This window comes from Metabacillus endolithicus, assembly GCF_023078335.1.
Classification (GTDB): Bacteria; Bacillota; Bacilli; order Bacillales; family Bacillaceae; genus Metabacillus; species Metabacillus endolithicus.
In genome coordinates, this window is the sequence record NZ_CP095550.1 from 140,362 (window position 1) to 157,499 (window position 17,138).

20 protein-coding genes, 2 pseudogenes and 1 riboswitch are annotated in these 17,138 nt (G+C 33.3%); of the genes and pseudogenes, 5 read left to right on the top strand and 17 right to left on the bottom strand.

The window, feature by feature from the left end:
* Positions 1-154 precede the first annotated feature (154 nt).
* A complete protein-coding gene (locus MVE64_RS00705) occupies positions 155-367 on the top strand; it encodes a hypothetical protein (RefSeq protein WP_247342768.1) in 213 nt (70 codons plus the stop codon).
* Positions 368-465: 98 nt separating this feature from the next.
* Here the strand turns inward: MVE64_RS00705 and MVE64_RS00710 are convergent, their stop codons facing one another.
* The 5 genes and pseudogenes from MVE64_RS00710 to MVE64_RS00730 form a co-directional block, all read right to left on the bottom strand.
* Positions 466-972: a ferritin gene (locus tag MVE64_RS00710; RefSeq protein WP_247342770.1), complete on the bottom strand. Its 507-nt coding sequence runs from the start codon at positions 970-972 to the stop codon at positions 466-468.
* A 522-nt stretch (positions 973-1,494) separates the two neighbouring features.
* Entirely contained in the window at positions 1,495-2,604 is a 1,110-nt protein-coding gene (locus MVE64_RS00715) for a GerAB/ArcD/ProY family transporter (protein ID WP_345740815.1), read from the bottom strand.
* Between the two features lie 281 nt (positions 2,605-2,885).
* Positions 2,886-3,808: pseudogene (locus tag MVE64_RS00720) on the bottom strand (Ger(x)C family spore germination protein).
* On the bottom strand, positions 3,778-4,095 hold the full coding sequence (locus MVE64_RS00725) for a Ger(x)C family spore germination protein (protein WP_247342775.1): 318 nt from the start codon (positions 4,093-4,095) through the stop codon (positions 3,778-3,780). Before MVE64_RS00725 ends, MVE64_RS00720 begins: the two are co-directional and overlap by 31 nt.
* A 21-nt stretch (positions 4,096-4,116) precedes the next feature.
* On the bottom strand, positions 4,117-5,694 hold the full coding sequence (locus MVE64_RS00730; RefSeq protein WP_247342778.1) for a spore germination protein: 1,578 nt from the start codon (positions 5,692-5,694) through the stop codon (positions 4,117-4,119).
* A gap of 212 nt (positions 5,695-5,906) precedes the next feature.
* On the opposite strand from MVE64_RS00730, the gene MVE64_RS00735 reads away from it, so the two are divergent.
* From MVE64_RS00735 to MVE64_RS00750, 4 genes and pseudogenes are all read left to right on the top strand, one after another.
* Complete coding sequence (locus tag MVE64_RS00735; RefSeq protein WP_247342780.1) at positions 5,907-6,341, top strand: GerAB/ArcD/ProY family transporter; 435 nt, start codon at positions 5,907-5,909, stop codon at positions 6,339-6,341.
* Positions 6,342-6,357: 16 nt separating this feature from the next.
* Positions 6,358-6,788: pseudogene (locus MVE64_RS28030) on the top strand (GerAB/ArcD/ProY family transporter).
* A gap of 5 nt (positions 6,789-6,793) precedes the next feature.
* A complete protein-coding gene (locus MVE64_RS00745) occupies positions 6,794-6,997 on the top strand; it encodes a hypothetical protein (RefSeq protein ID WP_247342786.1) in 204 nt (67 codons plus the stop codon).
* A gap of 74 nt (positions 6,998-7,071) precedes the next feature.
* On the top strand, positions 7,072-7,635 hold the full coding sequence (locus MVE64_RS00750) for a CBO0543 family protein (RefSeq protein WP_247342788.1): 564 nt from the start codon (positions 7,072-7,074) through the stop codon (positions 7,633-7,635).
* A 165-nt stretch (positions 7,636-7,800) separates the two neighbouring features.
* Here the strand turns inward: MVE64_RS00750 and MVE64_RS00755 are convergent, their stop codons facing one another.
* From MVE64_RS00755 to MVE64_RS00805, 12 genes are all read right to left on the bottom strand, one after another.
* Positions 7,801-7,998 (bottom strand): hypothetical protein, encoded by a 198-nt coding sequence (locus tag MVE64_RS00755; RefSeq protein WP_247342791.1) that lies wholly within the window; start codon positions 7,996-7,998, stop codon positions 7,801-7,803.
* Positions 7,999-8,037: 39 nt separating this feature from the next.
* On the bottom strand, positions 8,038-8,841 hold the full coding sequence (locus MVE64_RS00760) for a phosphotransferase (protein ID WP_247342794.1): 804 nt from the start codon (positions 8,839-8,841) through the stop codon (positions 8,038-8,040).
* Between the two features lie 54 nt (positions 8,842-8,895).
* On the bottom strand, positions 8,896-9,750 hold the full coding sequence (locus MVE64_RS00765) for an MBL fold metallo-hydrolase (protein ID WP_247342797.1): 855 nt from the start codon (positions 9,748-9,750) through the stop codon (positions 8,896-8,898).
* 53 nt (positions 9,751-9,803) lie between these two features.
* Positions 9,804-10,175, bottom strand: a complete 372-nt coding sequence (locus MVE64_RS27695; RefSeq protein ID WP_345740732.1) for a dienelactone hydrolase family protein — start codon at positions 10,173-10,175, stop codon at positions 9,804-9,806.
* A gap of 13 nt (positions 10,176-10,188) precedes the next feature.
* A complete protein-coding gene (locus MVE64_RS27700) occupies positions 10,189-10,398 on the bottom strand; it encodes a dienelactone hydrolase family protein (protein WP_345740733.1) in 210 nt (69 codons plus the stop codon).
* A 141-nt stretch (positions 10,399-10,539) separates the two neighbouring features.
* Entirely contained in the window at positions 10,540-12,510 is a 1,971-nt protein-coding gene (locus tag MVE64_RS00775; RefSeq protein ID WP_247346904.1) for a peptidoglycan D,D-transpeptidase FtsI family protein, read from the bottom strand.
* A 423-nt stretch (positions 12,511-12,933) separates the two neighbouring features.
* Entirely contained in the window at positions 12,934-14,289 is a 1,356-nt protein-coding gene (locus MVE64_RS00780) for a S8 family peptidase (RefSeq protein WP_247342800.1), read from the bottom strand.
* Between the two features lie 160 nt (positions 14,290-14,449).
* Positions 14,450-14,812, bottom strand: coding sequence for a VOC family protein (locus MVE64_RS00785; protein WP_247342803.1), 363 nt, complete (start codon positions 14,810-14,812; stop codon positions 14,450-14,452).
* Positions 14,813-14,898: 86 nt separating this feature from the next.
* Positions 14,899-15,522: a hypothetical protein gene (locus MVE64_RS00790; protein ID WP_247342805.1), complete on the bottom strand. Its 624-nt coding sequence runs from the start codon at positions 15,520-15,522 to the stop codon at positions 14,899-14,901.
* A 158-nt stretch (positions 15,523-15,680) separates the two neighbouring features.
* Positions 15,681-15,824: a hypothetical protein gene (locus MVE64_RS00795; protein WP_247342808.1), complete on the bottom strand. Its 144-nt coding sequence runs from the start codon at positions 15,822-15,824 to the stop codon at positions 15,681-15,683.
* Between the two features lie 119 nt (positions 15,825-15,943).
* A complete protein-coding gene (locus MVE64_RS00800; RefSeq protein WP_247342811.1) occupies positions 15,944-16,207 on the bottom strand; it encodes a hypothetical protein in 264 nt (87 codons plus the stop codon).
* A gap of 99 nt (positions 16,208-16,306) precedes the next feature.
* Positions 16,307-16,582: a Rossmann-fold NAD(P)-binding domain-containing protein gene (locus tag MVE64_RS00805; protein WP_247342814.1), complete on the bottom strand. Its 276-nt coding sequence runs from the start codon at positions 16,580-16,582 to the stop codon at positions 16,307-16,309.
* Between the two features lie 430 nt (positions 16,583-17,012).
* Positions 17,013-17,097, top strand: a riboswitch (cyclic di-GMP riboswitch).
* Positions 17,098-17,138 lie beyond the last annotated feature (41 nt).

The window sequence follows — 17,138 nt, forward strand, 5'->3', positions numbered from 1 at the left end:
AATCCCTTAATTATCGTTTTATTCACGCCTAACTTACATTTTAGTCCATACGATTAGCAGCTAGTTTGCATAGGTTATAACAGCTTAAATGCAACCTTTCATTATGAGAGATTTTTTAAGTTTTCATAAGAAAGCTTTAAAGGAGGTGTCATTTATGTATCAAAATATCACAACAGGAGCTCATCCAGGTGTACCAGGAGCATGTACTGCAACCTATAACGGTCATACTCTTTATAATCACCATAATAATCCGAGCCTTCATTCGCAACACTATAGCAATCATAATAATCCCTATTACTATAACAACTCATTCCCCACTATGATGTATCCAGGATCTCCTTATTCTCAATTCTACTTTAATAGATAATTTGTTTAAATTTAATCCATGTTTTATATAATATGACTATATTTAACTAACAAAAAGGAGTTGTCACCATGACAACTCCTTAGTTAATATAAATAACATTACCCCGCTGCTATGGGACCATTTTGCCTTTGACCAAGCTCTTGATCTATTATCAATAGGGCAGATGGATTATTTTCTGCTAATTTCAAACGTTCAACAATGGTTAATGATTGTGCTTCTTCATCAATTTGTTCTCTTAAAAAATCTTGAACAATTACTGTTGTTTGAGGATCAATTTGTTTAACATAATCATACGCTTGTCTATATGAGTTTGTAACATATTGCTCATGTTCAAGAACTCTTTGGAAGGTCTCTAAAGGTGTCCCAAAATTAGTAGGCTGAGCTGGTACTTCAGTCAATTTTACTACTCCATCTTTTCCAGATAAGTAATCGATTAAAATCAACAAATGTGTACGTTCTTCATCAGATTGTAATCTTAACCATTTTGCCATACCCGTATAGTTCTTTCGATCCAAATATGCCGACATAGCTAAATATAAAGTCGTAGAAATGTGTTCAATCTGAATTAGATTATTAATGAGCTGTTGCACTTCTTCTCTTACCACTTCTTACACTCCCGTTCAACTGAATTTTAAGTTCATATTAGGTTATGACCTATATAAAAATTTGTTCTTAAAAACGATGGTTTTTGAGAAGGTTCCACCTAAATTATGTTTAAAAGTTTAAAAATCAGGGTAAATAAAACATATCAGAAATTGACAAAGAAACCATTTTTTGATAAAGACTTAAACCTACCAAGTTAAAAACGGAGAAATAAATGTACCTAACATCAAATCACTAATCCATGTCACAATTTTATAGGAAGATACAATGAAATTAGGATCGAAAGTAATTTATAAAAGTGAAATATATTTCTTTTTTTACGATCATGGTAACGGACTTTGTGAAGTTCAACATCCAAAAACATATGAAATAACCTTAGCGAAAATAGACGATTTAATATTTGTCATTTAGTAAGTGGCGAGGCAAAGCTGGAGTTTATTATAAAGGAGACGTACATATTCAATTAAGAAGTCTCATTTAAATACCTAAAAGAACATGATTAAGCTCTGATATAATTCAGATTATCATGTTCTTTTAGGTTTCAGTCTGTTTTTGATTAAACATATAAAGATAAGTAACAAAGGCATATATACTTGAAGTGGTAAGTGTACATAATAAGGAACAATTTCTAGTCCGATCTTTAGATGTTGAGTAAGTCCTTGAGCCATATAAATAGAGCTGACGAGAAGAGCAGGTCCTGTAATCAATAATAAATATTTTCGTTTTTGTTTTTTTATTTTAAATAATTTTTCAAAACCAAATAAAGCAGCGAAATAAAAAATGGTTATCTTAAAAAAGATTCCGATGATAAGAATACCTAGAGCTACAGGATCTAACCGTTGTATAAAATTGGCTATATTTACCTTTTCTATAGCCTCCATTAGCGGAAATTGTGTTGTGCTTCCTATAGTAGGACCTAAAATACTTAGAATCACTGTCATTGTAACCATAAGTAAGACACCACTGAATATTAAAGCATTTAAGCCTACTTTGAGTACCTGATCTTGACGATTTAAAAATGGAAAGATCATAGTAAAAACGATCATTTCTCCAAATGGAAACGTTAAAGTTAACGGAAATGCAGCTTTTAAAACCGGGGTCCAGCCTTTTTCTAGTACCGGAAGAAGATTTTCGTATTTCGGTAATTGATCTATAAAAGCAACAACGAAAAATAATGATGCCAAGGTCATTAAGATGATGAAAAATATACTTCCAGTTCTCGCAATGACCTCTAATCCCAAGTGATTGCTATACATGACTAATAGGACAACGATCATATTAACGATCATTAACGGAGTATTATCAAGCGTTGTTGTAATGATTAAGTCCCCAAAATCACGTAACACCCTTCCTGCCAGGTAAAAGAAATACAAACAATAAATGATCGCAACGACTTTTCCAATATACTTTCCTAACAGATCCTCTAAATATTCTACTAATGTTTTAGTTGGATACTGTTTAAATAAAGTATAATAGAGAAAGTAAAGAAGAATTCCCCCAATTAATGCTATTAATATTGCTAACCATGCATCTTGCTTCGCCTTAAACCCTAAACCTACAACGATTGAACTTCCAACTTCAAATAGGAAAATAAGAACAAACAATTGTTTTGAACTGATTTTATACGTTTTTATGTAACATCCCTTCTTTGCAGTACTAGTATTGGATTTTAAAAAGCTAACTTAATAAAGACATAACTGCCTCACTTATTGGTGTGTAAATGAAGATCAGTGCATCTAAAGGGTTAGGAATAGGTAAGTTTAATGCCTTTGCTACACTTAAACCTACTCCTATCACAAGTAATGTCGTGAATACCAAGAGCTCTTTTTTTCTTGATTTTTAACAAGTCTTGGTACTTCAAGTATGGTTATGATAAGTCCTGCAAAAATAATTCCAATGATCTTCCACACAATGATTACTCCTTTATTTCGTTTATAAACGAATTAGTAATTTTACCTAATCTACGAATTTTAACATCTGCTTTTACACTAACTTCAAGGTCAGAAAAGTGTTTTTCATTCCAATCACTTTTTAATGTCTTCCAAGCTTTTGCATCGGCACGATGAACAGCATCACCGAATCCAAAAATATCCGTACTGTAGTCTTCTTTAACTTTTTTAATCGCCGTTTCAACTAGATTGATAAAATCCTTTTCAATTGCTTTTTCTAATTCGGTAATTGTTTGTTGTTTTGTTAAATCAATATCACACTTTACTTCTCCAACATTTCCTTCGGATTTAATTGAGATTTCGATCTTTGGTGTTTCATTTTCTAGCATCGCTTTTACTTCTGTTTTTGAACGTATGATCTCAAAATTAAATTTCCCTTCTTTTGGACATGTCACATCTGATACTGTATTTTTTACGTTATCCATAATGAAGTTATATCCTTTGCTTTCTTCTTGATTTAACCAACCGACCATTTTATCATTCTTAATTACAGCCAATCCTGAATATTTAAGATAAGCAGTTGGATCGATCGTTTCAAGGTTTTGTTGAGTATGACCGCTTTTTGGATCTCCTATTATTTCTATTCCTGTTAAAACAGGATTTTTTCCTTCAGTTACCAAAACTTGTATAAGTTCATCTAACGTAACAGCAGTTGAAGGTGCCCATGTTTTTTCTGAAGTTTCGAGAGAAGAGACCATATTATTTGCTGGTATTTTTTCAATTGATGTTAAAATTGATAAGATATTCTCAGCAGTAGTGTTTTTAGCAATAACAATGTAAAAATCGGTGCGGTATTCATGATCCCTAAAAACATATCAAGAACCTCTCCTATCCCTTCTTTTGCAAGTGATTCTCCAATTACGAGAATGCGAAGATGCGAATGATAAATTGGTCTAGAGAACTTTTTGTTGTGATTTCCCGCATTGCTTCAAAAATAGAATCCTCAGTTCCTGTAAACAGTCTTACAGGTAAATCACTAGGTGCATTACCTGTTTTTGACGCAACACCAGCTGGAATGACAATTTGAGTTGATATCTTGTATTTTCCTTCTTTATCATTGTCTATCCCCTCACCAACACTTATGGCAAGTTCATTTAATTCACGACGATTCCAGCACCCTGAGGTAAACAATAAAAAAAAACTTATTATAACGAGTACAATTGATTTTTTTGTCATAGAATAATCCCCAATTTCTTATTATTTATCTGGTGGTTTTGGAGAAGGACTTTGATCGCGTTTTATATTTTGCTGATTAATTAAACGAGGGCGTGTATTTAATCCCCAATGTGGAAATCTAAGCAATGAATCTTGTTGATCTTTAAGAATGAATGGTCCAAAAGGACTCATATATGGAATTCCGAATGATCGCAAGCTACATAAATGTAAAATAAGTGCAATAAATGCCACTGTTATCCCAAACAATCCAAAAGATGCAGCAAGCCCCATAATAATAAAGCGAATCATTCTAATGGAAATACTCATATTATGGGCAGGAACAACAAAACTAGCTATTGCTGTTATTGCTACAATAATAACCATTGCAGCTGAAATAAATCCTGCTTCGACAGCAGCTGTTCCGATTACTAACGTACCTACAATTGAAATAGCCTGTCCAACTGACTTCGGCATCCTTATGCCACCTTCTCGGAGTATTTCAAACGTAACTTCCATTAACAATGCTTCAATAAAAGCAGGAAATGGAACTCCCTCTCTTTGTGCAGCTAAACTAATAAGAAGTGGTGTTGGAATCATTTCTTGATGATAAGTTGTAATGGCAATAAATAACGATGGAGCTAATAAAGCAATAAAGAAACTGATGATTCTGAGAAAACGAATAAGTGTACTAAAGTCCCAACGTTGGTAATGATCCTCTGCTGCATGAAAGAACTCAATAAATAATGAAGGCACCAAAAGGACAAAAGGTGTTCCACTTACTATAATTGCTACACGACCCTCCAATAGTCCGGCTGCAATTACATCAGGTCTTTCCGTGTTATACATCGTTGGAAATGGAGAAAAGGTTTTATCTTGTATCAATTCCTCAATATAATTACTTTCAAGAATAGCATCAATGTTTATTCGATTAAGGCGTTCCCGTACCTCTTTTAACACTTTTTCGTTTACAATTCCTTTAATAAACATAAGCGACACTTGTGTTTGAGTTACTTTTCCAACTTTTCTTGACTCTACCCAAAGATCCGGGCTATTAATCTTACGACGAATCAATGCAGTATTAGTTCGTAGATTTTCCGTAAAGGCCTCCTTTGGCCCTCTTATAACCGATTCTTGACTAGGTTCTGCTACACTCCTATCATTCCCACCACTCATTCCAACAGTAAAGCCTCTTGAAAATCCATCGATGAGAATAATAACATGTCCAGAAAATAGAGAAGCAAAAAGCGTCTCATAATCATGAAGATCATGAATGTCTCCAGCTGCAACAGCTGATTCTTTTAAAATACTCAGCAAATCAGTGTTGGAAGATTTGACATCATCTTGATTAAAATCAAACATTAAAGATTCTAAAATAAAGTCATTTACTTCCTTAGTATCTACAAGTCCATCTGTATAGATAATTCCTGATTGTATATCTCCACCTCGCCCTATTTTCATGTTCCTAATAACAACATCATCACTTTTCCCTATCTTTTCTTTTATTATCTTTATATTGTGCTCCAACGAGGCATATAGTGAGGTCTTTTGCTGTTCTTCCTTATGTTGATCCTGATTAAAATTTTGTTCTTTCTTTTTGAAGAAACGTTGAAAAAACGCCATCATTTTCACCTAATTCTTTTATTCTTTACGACCAATATTTTCTATATGTCATTTTATTATTTTCTATTAATAGTTAGATTATTCTCCGGGATACAGTTTCAAACTCTATCTACCCTTACAATCTTACATAGCATGAAAGTTTCATATAGCGGGAATGATAATTTTATTCACTAATTCCTCTACATCAAGAAAATATCGTTAAGGAGCAGGTAATGAATTTTAGAAGTCAACAAATTAGTGTTCACCAATTTACGGTTTTAGTTATTATTTATGTAATCGGAGATGCCATTTTAATTTTGCCCTCTATGATTGCGTACGAAGCGAAAAAGGACGCATGGTTAGCAGCTATTTTCAGTTTGGTTATTGGTATGTTTTTTGTTTGGCTGATTTTTCTTGTTAGTAGACTTTATCCCGACTTAACGATTATTGAATCTAACAAAAAGGTGATGGGGAAGTTTTTAGGTAGCTTAGTATCTATCATGTATTTATCTTATTCATTTATATATGCAGCGGTTGCTTTAAGAGAAGTTGGTGATTTCTTAACAACAGAAATGTTACCTGACACCCCTATTGAGGCCATCCATATCCTATTTGTGATCATTGTCATTATGGCAACTCGACTTGGAAACTTTTGCACGTTGTGTTGAAATTTTGTATCCATACGTGTTTTTGTTATTCTTCGTCCTTGTGATCTCTTTACTTCCAAATGTAGATATTGAAAATGTTCAGCCGGTTTTTGAAGGTGGTTTTAAACCAATTGTTCGTGCTTCTTTACTTTTCATTACATACCCATTTGTTGAACTTGTTTTATTTATGATGATTTTTCCGCATGTGAATAAATCAAGCAAAGTGAAAAGAAGTCTTTTTTTGGGGCTTTTATTGGAGGAATTGTTTTAGTTCTGTTCACAACGATTACAATTCTTGTCCTAGGTCATGAGCAAACTTCTAGACAGATGTATCCCGGCTTTTTATTAGCTAAAAAAATTAATGTTGGTGATTTTTTTTCAAGAGTGGAAGTTGTATTGGCTGGAATCTGGTTTATAACAATCTTTTTAGAATTACAATTTACTTTTATTTTACATGTCAAGGATTAGCTCAAGTGTTAAATCTTAAGGATTATCGCCCGGTTGTCTATCCACTCGGCATGATTTTAATTGTTCTTTCGATCAGTATTGCACCAAACATTGTCTACATAAATGAAATGAGCTCAATTTGGCCTTTTTTTGATTTTACAATTGGGGTATTTTTGCCACTTTTATTGGTTTTGATTACTCTAGTTAGGAGGAAATTCGGTCGTTTGTAGAAAGAAAAAATGCTTTCATATAAATAGTAAACTGGGGTTATACTAAGCTCTAAAGTCCTCTTGGAGGTAAAGTCATGAGTAGAATTAGCGAATTTGACAAAATCGTAAATGAACGAAAACACAGTATTGAACTTCTTAATAGCTATTGGGCAGAATACTCTGGACCATCTTCATGGCAATTTTGGTTGCTATTAGTGTTATTTATCCTTCCTTTAGTAGTAACATACTTTAAAATTGACCGGAATAAAGCGTTTGAGATCGGCTTTTACGGCTACAGTATTCACATTCTCATTAGTCTGGGTGATTTACTTGGAATTAATATGGGTTTTTGGAATTATCCTTATCAAATCATACCATCCTTACCAAGTCTTTCAATCGATACCTCTTTAGTGCCGGTTTGTTACATGTTCGTCTATCAATTAACATTGAAAAATAGAACTAAATTCTATCTATACTCTGTTTTAGTTTCAGGACTATTTGCTTTTGTAATTAAGCCTATAATGGTGCAAACAGGATTTTTTAGAATGTATCAAAACGTGAATTTCATTCACTTATTTCTTTTGTACTTATTGCTATTTCTAGCGGCGAGATTTATTTCCTATATTTTTAAGAGATTAAATAAGGGGACCTCTAAATAAGTTGTAATTATTTGTTTATGAACGACAATATATGGTCTTATCAGGTAATTTTGTCGTTCATCGCACTTATGAACGACACTTCTCGCTCTTTTCCTGTCACTTTTGTCGTTCATCCCACTAAAAAATGGACCGTTATAATAGGTCCATTTTAAATATTTGAAGAATTCAATCTACCAATCCATTGCTAAATCCATCAATAAACCCTTGAATCATATCTGGGGTCTCAAGAATAAGTAAAGACACAATAACGCCAATGCCTATTCCACTTAGTAAGGAATTATTTTTCGAACGACCAGTGAAATACACTGTTAATCCAGTTACTAGAACTATTAATGGGATCACATACACTATTAATGTAATCATTCATTTTCCTCCAAAAAAATATTATTCATAAAACATGTTTCACACCCATTCCGCCCCATATTGACGAATAAATTCAATATCCTTTTCATAATGATCTAGATGTCCTTCATCAATCATCTTTTGAAAAACGGTGTCACCTTCGCTTGCTTTTCTTTTCATGTAGTTACATAATCCCTCTAATCGAAGCAAGACCATGTCTAAATATCCTTCTTCAATAGCTTCACCGTAGGATTCAAAAAACAATGTAACTCTTTGTTTGATCCGATCGGCATGCTGTGACGTTTGATAATGAACTAGCTCTCCTGCTTCAGCTTGATACACCCTGCTTAATGGAATACAAGTATAAAGTGTATAAGCGATATCCCAAAGTCTAGGGCCAGGAGCTGCAACATCAAAGTCAATGATACCAACTGGTTTTTTATGATTGAAAACAATGTTATATATTGCAAAATCATTATGACACATGACCTCAAGTGGTTCAGGTGTGTTATCTATTGGCTGCCAGCTTTCTTCAATAGGAAAATCAGCAACGGAATCATGATAAAGTCGAAGCATTCTCGCAATATCTGATAGTACATCATCAGACCACATATAACGTTTTAAAGGATAATTGCCTGCTTCTCCTTCAATAAATGATAAAGTCTCTCTTCCTTTTCCATCAATTCCTAAAAACTTTGGTGAGTAATTGAAACCTTTGTTTTCTAAATGCTTTAATAGTTTGTGAATTCTAGTGCTCTCTGGCTTCATCTCACGTCGAACCGTATTTCCGGAACGGTATACGCTCGAGACATTTCCTCCGGCTAGGATTTTTTCGTTTTCGTTTTCGTTTTCGTTTTGACTCATAATGATTTCCTCCACGACTAGAGATATCCCGGTCGAGCTAAGTTTATCTAGGCTCTATACTTTAATTATTTGAGTATCATGTGCAAACTCAACATTTATACCAGAATCTTGTAATTTCACTTCTAATTCTTTAAAATCATGAAAACTTAATCCATTAGGCTCCTCAATATGTGTTAATAACACCTTTTTCGCATTAAGAATCTTAACTATTTCTAACGTCTCTGTAAAAGTTGCTTCTTCCTTAAAAACAGGATGATCCTCAGGCATTAGCCTTTCACCAGTTAACGGATGAAATTCAAATATCCCCACTGGTAAAATGGCAAGATCAAGGTCTATTACCTCTTCATATGGTTTCCAATTATTTAATTCATCCATAGCAATAAGGACTTTTTTATTTTCACTTTCAAGGATAAGCGCATATACATAATCTTCTGCCAAACGAAATGGAGAAATTTTTGTCCCATTTAGCGTAAAACTTTCACCATCTTTTAATCTCTTTAAATCCGCAAATCCTTGATATTCAAAGAAGTTTAAATGGTCTCCACTACCAAGAAATGTTTTGAAATCTTTATCCACCTGATCTGGAAGGTAGATATCAATTTTTTTATGCTGAGGAGGATCATTTATCCAATCTGCACTCAAGGATTCAATAATTCTCCTTCCCATTACGTGATCTGGATGCCAATGTGAATAAATAATTCCATTAATTTCATTGATTGTTGAGCGATTTATTTGATGATAAATATCTTCAGGAGTATCAATTAATAGATTAGGACCATGAACAAATATACTCGGCCCCATCCTGCTATAAGGCACTCCTTTATCTCTAGCTTCTGAACAAACATGACAATTGCATAATGGTCTTGGTATTGTGATTGCACCACCAGTTCCAAGAAATTCGATTATCATCTTTCACTCCCCCTTCATTGAACGTCAGCGGACGTTTATACACCTGATTTTTTCTAATGATTTTTCAGAAATTCATTCATGATAGCATACGCTTTTCTTGAGGATTCCAAATGGTAATTTGATGAAAACGGGTTGCTAAATCCATGTAAACCATTAAACTTATATGTGTTTATACTCTTTCCTTCTAATATTGTTATCAATGAATCCACATCAAATGATTTCTCTTCTTGAGGGAAAAATAATAATGTAGGACAAGGCGGCACAAGGTCTAAGTAGTCTCTAATACGCGAACCATAATATCCAACAACTCCGTTAATAGATTCATGATTACTGCACAACCATGCAATAGTTGCTCCAACGCTAAAACCGACAATGAAAACTTTTGAATAATTGTCCTTAACTTCCGAGAGTAAAGAATGTATCATTTCTGTAGCTTTATCAAAGCCAATGTTGTTTATAAAATGACGATAAGCAATATTTTTCTTCCAAATATGTAAAAGGCTTCTCTTGTTCGATTAAATTAGGACAAATCACATCATACCCATGCTGAAAGAAGGATTCACATACTCCCTTTATATGGTCATTTATCCCATAAATTTCATGAATAACGATCATAACTGATTTTGAATGTTTATGCTTTACGATCACTTTAAACCTCACGAATGCTTTTTATATATTTTACAGGGTATACCAAAGAACTACACCCCTTTTTAGCGAAATGGTGAAAAATGAATATCATTTCAAAAGAATATACTGGTTGACCAATTTTTCTCTCACCTTGTCTTTAAACTATTTCACCTCATTTGCATATTTCTTTTGCAGGTCTACATAAGCACCTACGATACGATTTGCAATCTTTTTGTTAACTGGATATTTCTCCGTACCTGCCCATGGCACTACAACACTAAATGCAATTTCTGGTTTTTTAGATGGATAGTAACCAACAAAATTTAGGTTATTCGTTTTTCGTCCCCAATAAGCTCGCTTAGGACCATAGTAAAGCGTTTGAGATGTTCCTGTTTTTCCAGCAACATCATAATCAAACATGTTCTTAGCCGTACCTGAAGTTACAACTAGTTTAAATCCTCTTTGAACACGGTTAATGTCTTCCTCTGAGTTATTTACTTTATTTAAAATTTCCGGATCCCTATCTATTGCCACCGGTCCTAATCCTTCTTCTTCTATAGGACTGTGAATACTTGTAACGATTCTTGGTTGTACACGGTAACCACCATTGGCAATTACAGAAACATATTGTGCCAACTGTAGGGGTGTATACGTGTCAAATTGTCCTATTGCAATATCGAGAAGTTTACCTGCATTATCAGGATTATTTATAAGACCTGATGATTCTTGTGGTAAATCAATTTCTGTTGACACCCCTAAGCCGAACTGAGCAAAATAGTTTCTTAGTTTTTGAAAATCTTCATTAGAAGCATTGAATGGACCATTTTCTACATAAGTTATATCTGCTATTCTCATTGCAACATAAAACATGTAGACATTTGATGAGCGTCTTAAGGCATCTAAATCATTTACATAGTTTAGCTGACTATAAGATCCTTTAGGTGGAGTTCCTTTAAAGTATAAAGTTTTATCAAAATATCCTCTTCCGTGAGACATTCCATCTTGATATCCGGCTAAAACTGTTGCTCCTTTTACTATTGAGCCAGCCTCATATTGTGTAGAGAATGTTCCGTATGCAAAGTCCAGCATCTCTCCAGTTTTTTTAGGATCAATTTGTTTTCCAGCCATCGCTAAAACATCTCCCTGATAAGGATCCATCATAACAACAAAGGCTCTATCCATTAAGAAATTTGCAGAGTATCTTCTAGCAGCACGTAACTCTTCTTCTAGTATTTCTTCTACCTTCTGCTGAAGTTCAATATCAAAAGATAGCTTTAAATCATAACCTCTACTTCCTTCTTTTACAACTTTTTCTGAAATAACGTTTCCATTTTTATCTGATATGTACTCAATTTTTGCTTTTTTAGAATTCAGATAATCTTCGTATTGATATTCAAGATAACTTTTTCCAACACGCTCGTTTCTAGCATAATCTCGTGCATTGTAATAATCTTCACGGGATTGTAAAATACCTTCTTCTGGTGAGGTTACTTTACCAAAGATTGTTTTCAAAGATTCATAGGGATACGCACGGTCCCAATCTGTAATCACATCTACCCCTGGTAATTCTTCCAAGTGCTCAGCCACTGTAGCTAATTCCTTATCTGTTAAATTCAAAGACTTAACAACCTGTGGTACATATTGATATCCAGACGAGAAACGAGTGTATATATATGCGAGTTCTTGTTCATCCAAGTTTTCTTCGATCGCTTTGATTTCCTTTTTAGGCACACGATCAACTTGTAATTTGTAAGTTTGGGATGGTTCTAATTCCAGCTCTTCTTTTTTTAGTAGTTTTTTTGCCTCTTTAGGGTGAGAAGCTAACCAGTAATCACGTATATCACGCTCTTTAAGCTCTTTCTTTAAGAAATCAGAGTCATAATGAATATAGTTTGATAAATTGATAGCAGTTGAGAGTTTGTCAGACGTTTTTGTTGTTTTGTCCACTGTATACGTAATAGCTGGTACACTTTTATTATCCACGACAATTCGATTATGTCGATCATACATTTTTCCACGGGGAGCTGGTAAATTTGCATAGTCAGATTCAGTACGTGATACCTCTTTTGAAAAGGTCTCTCCTTGTACGATCTGTACCACTCCAAGTCGAACAATTAATGCGACGAACATCATAAAAATAACAAAAAAGAAAATGTTCGTTCTTATATATCTGGACCTTTTTAACTTTCTATTTTCTTCAGAAATTGTTTTTTCCTTTTTCAATTTGAACCCAACCTTTTATTTCTAGTATTCTAGTTCCCTAAATAATCACCCAGTTATTTACAATGTTAAATTATACCATAATTTCGACAAAAATTTATATCAATTACATATTTGAGCAGATTTTTAACTGTTAGTAAATACGACTTCCTCAACATAACAATCCTTGCCTGTTTTCAATCAAAAAGCGCCTTCTGTTAAGAATGGCGCTTCTGCATTAATTAAGGTAAGTCAGTTTTAACATCATAAAATAAATTTTGCTCATTTCAACATTTAATACATTAACTGGTAAAATAGGATATTCATTCGTCTATCTTAAACATTATGTTTTATTTATTATTCTTTTGCTTGTTTAAGCGCAGCTTCTACATTAATTAAGCCGTCACCATAAAGAATATCCTTACCAGGTTGTCCAAGGTCAGTTGTTGTCTTTCTTATAACGGTCATAACTTGCTCATTTGTAAGGGTAGGATTTGCGGAACGAATTAAGCCTGCTAATGCACTTACATGTGGAGCAGCCATTGATGTTCCTGAAAGAGCAGCATATTGATGACCGATATATGTACTAGGAATATTTACACCTGGAGCAACAACATCAACATACGTTCCAAAGTTTGAAAACTCGGCAAAATTCCCGATATTATTCACTGCTGATACACTAAAAACTTCAGGATAAGCAGCTGGAAAAGCCGTTTGATCTGTATGGTCATTTCCTGTTGCAGCTACAATCATCACATCTTTTTCGAACGCATAGGCTACAGCATCTCTCATAATATCTGAATACTGATAATTTCCTAAGCTCATGTTAATAACATTTGCTCCATGGTCAACCGCCCAAACAATTCCTTTTGCAATATCAAAGGAACTTCCATATCCTTCTGCATTCATAGCTTTAATTGGCATAATTTTATTAAACCAAGTGATTCCTGCCACACCTAGTCCATTGTTTGTCTCCGATGCAATAATTCCTGCAACATGTGTTCCATGACCGTTATCATCATTTGGAGGACTATTTTCATCCAACACGTTGTAGCCTTCCACCAGTCTATGTCTTAGGTCAGGGTGGTTCAAATCCACACCACTATCTATAACAGCAATGATATTTTCGTCACTTCCCGTAGAGATGTTCCAGCCTGCTTCAGTTTGAATCATTGGTAAATTATATTGATAATCTCGGTATAACAAGTCATTTGGCTGCTGATTCTGCATGTATAAAAAGTTTGGTTCAGCATACATAACATCGTTTCTTTTAGAAAAATATGAAACTAAATCAAACGGACTTTTAAAATCAGATTTAAAAATATAAGAAGTATGATGACTACTTTGAAGCTTTCCGTTAATATCATGACTAATTTTCGTCAATTCTTGTGCGGAAAGAGCATCTTTAAATTTAACCGTAACTTCATCATGATAAAAATGGCTGCGTAACCGAGGACTGTGATTAATGGTTAAAATCGCGGGGTTATGATTCAGTTCTTGCTCAAGGTTCTGATTAAATGTAACTGAATCAATTTTATTTATCTGATTTTGCGTGGTTGTATTAAGCTGCTTGTAATTTGATTGTTCAATAGTAGGATTTAAGTTAAGATTATTGCTTGATGAATTGTGATCCTTTCTTGCATTACTAAGGGTGATTGTACCAATGATCAGCAATACAATAACTGACGTTACAATTAAACCTCTTTTTTTCATCTTTAGCTCTCCTTAGTAGATATTTATTTACCAAGATAGTTTCAGCCAAAAACTAATTTATATACGAGTCTCCCTTCTGAATCAACCATTTAAAAAGAGATCTACAAGCATAAAACAAAAAAGAAATCAGCTATAAAGCTAACTCCTTTCTAGTTCTTTGCTATAATTCGATAACGCTGATCATGTTTCCATTTATGTCGGTTAAATCAAAACGCTTAGGCTCACCTGTTCTTATGTCAGATACAGTTACCTTCTTTTCAATTAGCCTATTCCTCACTTCTTCAACATCTTTTACAACATAATTAAATGGGGTATATGTCGTAATTGGTTGAAAGTCAGAAATTTGGACAAGATGAAAACCACAATTCGGTGCAATTGAAAGCTCGCACATTCTATCGTTTTTCCAACGTAAATCAAAAGAAAATATTTCTTGATACCATAATAATGATTCTTCAAGATTCCTCACAGGAAGAAATACAGCATCAATACGCTCAACAAATTTTCCAGTTACTTGTTCATTCATATAACATACCTCTCCTCTTCACTTATCTAAATTTATTATGTAGAAATACTCTAAACCATTATTATTAGAAACTTGAAAGCCATACTCTAGTACTGAATATAGTAATACTCTCCTGATTCAGGGTCGTACTGAAATAAGGAGTAAAAATCTTCAGGTTTTACTTGTTCTTCATATTCCATATCAATCTGAACATATTCCCATTCCTCATCCGATAATTGATCTATCGTTAAGGATATATTTTTGTCAGCTAAAAGTTTTTTAATATTTAAAGAGTCTCTAAGATTATACTTAAAGTAAGTAAATGGTCCAAATTCCTCTGTGTCACCATTTTTTAAAACAAATTCAAACTTCCATTTAAAACTGCTGCCGGAAGATTTTTTAAAACCATCACTAGTTATTTTGCCTTTTAAATAGGCATGTTTTACATCAGACCATGGAATTTTTTCTTTATTTCCTAAGGTACTGATAATGATTTCATTTTTATTAATCGCTTTATAATCATCATTTATCATTACTGAAATAAGGATGGTGAAGATAAGCGTAATAATAAACGTATATCTAAGTGATTTTTCACTATTCTTCCAACCTAACACAAAGATTCCGGAGAATGCCATAAATACTATGAGTGAAATAAATACGATTGTATACCCTAACCATCCTTCTGAAATATTTGCAAAATATACATTCTCTGAACCTGCTAGTCGTTTCATCTTATTGCGACTTAATGAATCGACAAAATTAAGTAAAATCGGGGTTATAATTGTGATTAATATATATACTCGCACTCTTTTGTTTACAAATAAAGAACGCAAATTTGATACCTTAAATGCAATAACTGATCTTCCTTTAAATAATAAAAGTGCAAGTATTAAGGGAAGATCCCTAACATTAGATACATAATAAGAGTTATGAAAATTGGTTCTCCATAACCTAATCCAAATGATGCAGCGCCAAAAATAACTGAAATAATCACCAAAAGGACACCAAAAAATTTCCTTATCTTCATTAACAAAGATGATACCCCCTTCTCCTTTTATACGGATGAGTACCCATTGAAGATTCAGTTAATGAATAAACAGTCCAAAAGTTATAGTGTAAGTTCCGGAATTTTTATAATAGAGGTACTTTGTTTTAGGTCTTACTCATAATCTTTTTTCCTAGTAAAACAAATGCAGCAAGTAGAATAATCATACTGCTAATAAAGAAACCCACTGCGTATGTAGAGATCTTCTCTTCCGATACTCTATCATTAATCTCTAATCCCCAAAAATGGATTCCAATACCGTCACCATCAATATTTGTTCCAAAGGACCTTAATTCCAGTCCTTTGTTTACCAACTGAATAGCAATGAAAATAAGAAAAATAAAAACAATCCAACGAATAATAGCATTCATTTTATAGCCCACCTTTACAAAAATAAGAAAGTTAGCCTTTTCAATAGTAGCTTTTTGGTGACATTAAATTCTCAAGGAAACAAAATACCGGTTTTATTGCTAATTTGAGATAAAGGGTGATTTTTGTACATACTCTTGACTTGCAACTTGGTTAATGATGAAAGTCGCTATATCTTGATTTGTTATTCTAGTACCTGGCATATCTAAAAGATTTTCTTTTATTGATCCCTTTTCCGCGCCATCAACTATAAATGGAAGCCTAATTAGTGTCCACTTAATTAACGTATTACTGCTAAGAATTTGCCATTCCCTTTTCTTATCGGTCATCATATTAGAATAGATCCATTCAAACATCTTTGCTCCAACTCTATTCATAAAGCTCTTAGTATCTCCATCAATAGTTAAAGAGCCACCCGTAACACCAATATAACGATCAAATCATATAAAAAACATTTAATCACTCCTAATATGGTGTATCAGCACATATCCACAAATCCGGTAAGCCTAACGATTTTACAGATTTTAAGATCTCCATCATCCATTTATCCTGTTGTACAATTGAAATAATTTCTTTCTCATTCATTCTGAAAACCCCTATAAAAATTCGTAATTTTAACTTTGATACCAAAAAAAATCATGCATTTGCAGATGAACACTCTGCCATGTAAAATCATTCGCCATTTTACCAATTTATCCCTTTCATTTTTAACATAAAACTATATTAGTAAGATATAGTAAATAAGATATAATATTTTTGTAGAATTTTGTTGAAATATAGGATAAAAGTCTTTAAAATCCTATATATAGTTGATAAAGGCAAACTTATCGAAAGGTAAGGACGCAAAGCTACGAGTCTAAAGTCTTAAGACAACGACAGTCGGGTTGCCAAAAATGAATAGATTATATAATGATTGATTGGTAACCCATTTAT

Bases quoted from the DNA above. Each gene is read 5' to 3' on its own strand.
- MVE64_RS00705 (WP_247342768.1), top strand. From the start codon at position 155: ATGTATCAAAATATCACAACAGGAGCTCATCCAGGTGTACCAGGAGCA.
- MVE64_RS00725 (WP_247342775.1), bottom strand. From the start codon at position 4,095: ATGACAAAAAAATCAATTGTACTCGTTATAATAAGTTTTTTTTTATTG.
- MVE64_RS00730 (WP_247342778.1), bottom strand. From the start codon at position 5,694: ATGGCGTTTTTTCAACGTTTCTTCAAAAAGAAAGAACAAAATTTTAAT.
- MVE64_RS00735 (WP_247342780.1), top strand. From the start codon at position 5,907: ATGAATTTTAGAAGTCAACAAATTAGTGTTCACCAATTTACGGTTTTA.
- MVE64_RS00750 (WP_247342788.1), top strand. From the start codon at position 7,072: ATGAGTAGAATTAGCGAATTTGACAAAATCGTAAATGAACGAAAACAC.
- MVE64_RS00755 (WP_247342791.1), bottom strand. From the start codon at position 7,998: ATGATTACATTAATAGTGTATGTGATCCCATTAATAGTTCTAGTAACT.
- MVE64_RS00760 (WP_247342794.1), bottom strand. From the start codon at position 8,841: ATGAGTCAAAACGAAAACGAAAACGAAAACGAAAAAATCCTAGCCGGA.
- MVE64_RS00765 (WP_247342797.1), bottom strand. From the start codon at position 9,750: ATGATAATCGAATTTCTTGGAACTGGTGGTGCAATCACAATACCAAGA.
- MVE64_RS27695 (WP_345740732.1), bottom strand. From the start codon at position 10,175: ATGATACATTCTTTACTCTCGGAAGTTAAGGACAATTATTCAAAAGTT.
- MVE64_RS00775 (WP_247346904.1), bottom strand. From the start codon at position 12,510: ATGATGTTCGTCGCATTAATTGTTCGACTTGGAGTGGTACAGATCGTA.
- MVE64_RS00780 (WP_247342800.1), bottom strand. From the start codon at position 14,289: ATGAAAAAAAGAGGTTTAATTGTAACGTCAGTTATTGTATTGCTGATC.
- MVE64_RS00785 (WP_247342803.1), bottom strand. From the start codon at position 14,812: ATGAATGAACAAGTAACTGGAAAATTTGTTGAGCGTATTGATGCTGTA.
- MVE64_RS00790 (WP_247342805.1), bottom strand. From the start codon at position 15,522: ATGAAACGACTAGCAGGTTCAGAGAATGTATATTTTGCAAATATTTCA.
- MVE64_RS00800 (WP_247342811.1), bottom strand. From the start codon at position 16,207: ATGAATGCTATTATTCGTTGGATTGTTTTTATTTTTCTTATTTTCATT.
- MVE64_RS00805 (WP_247342814.1), bottom strand. From the start codon at position 16,582: ATGAATAGAGTTGGAGCAAAGATGTTTGAATGGATCTATTCTAATATG.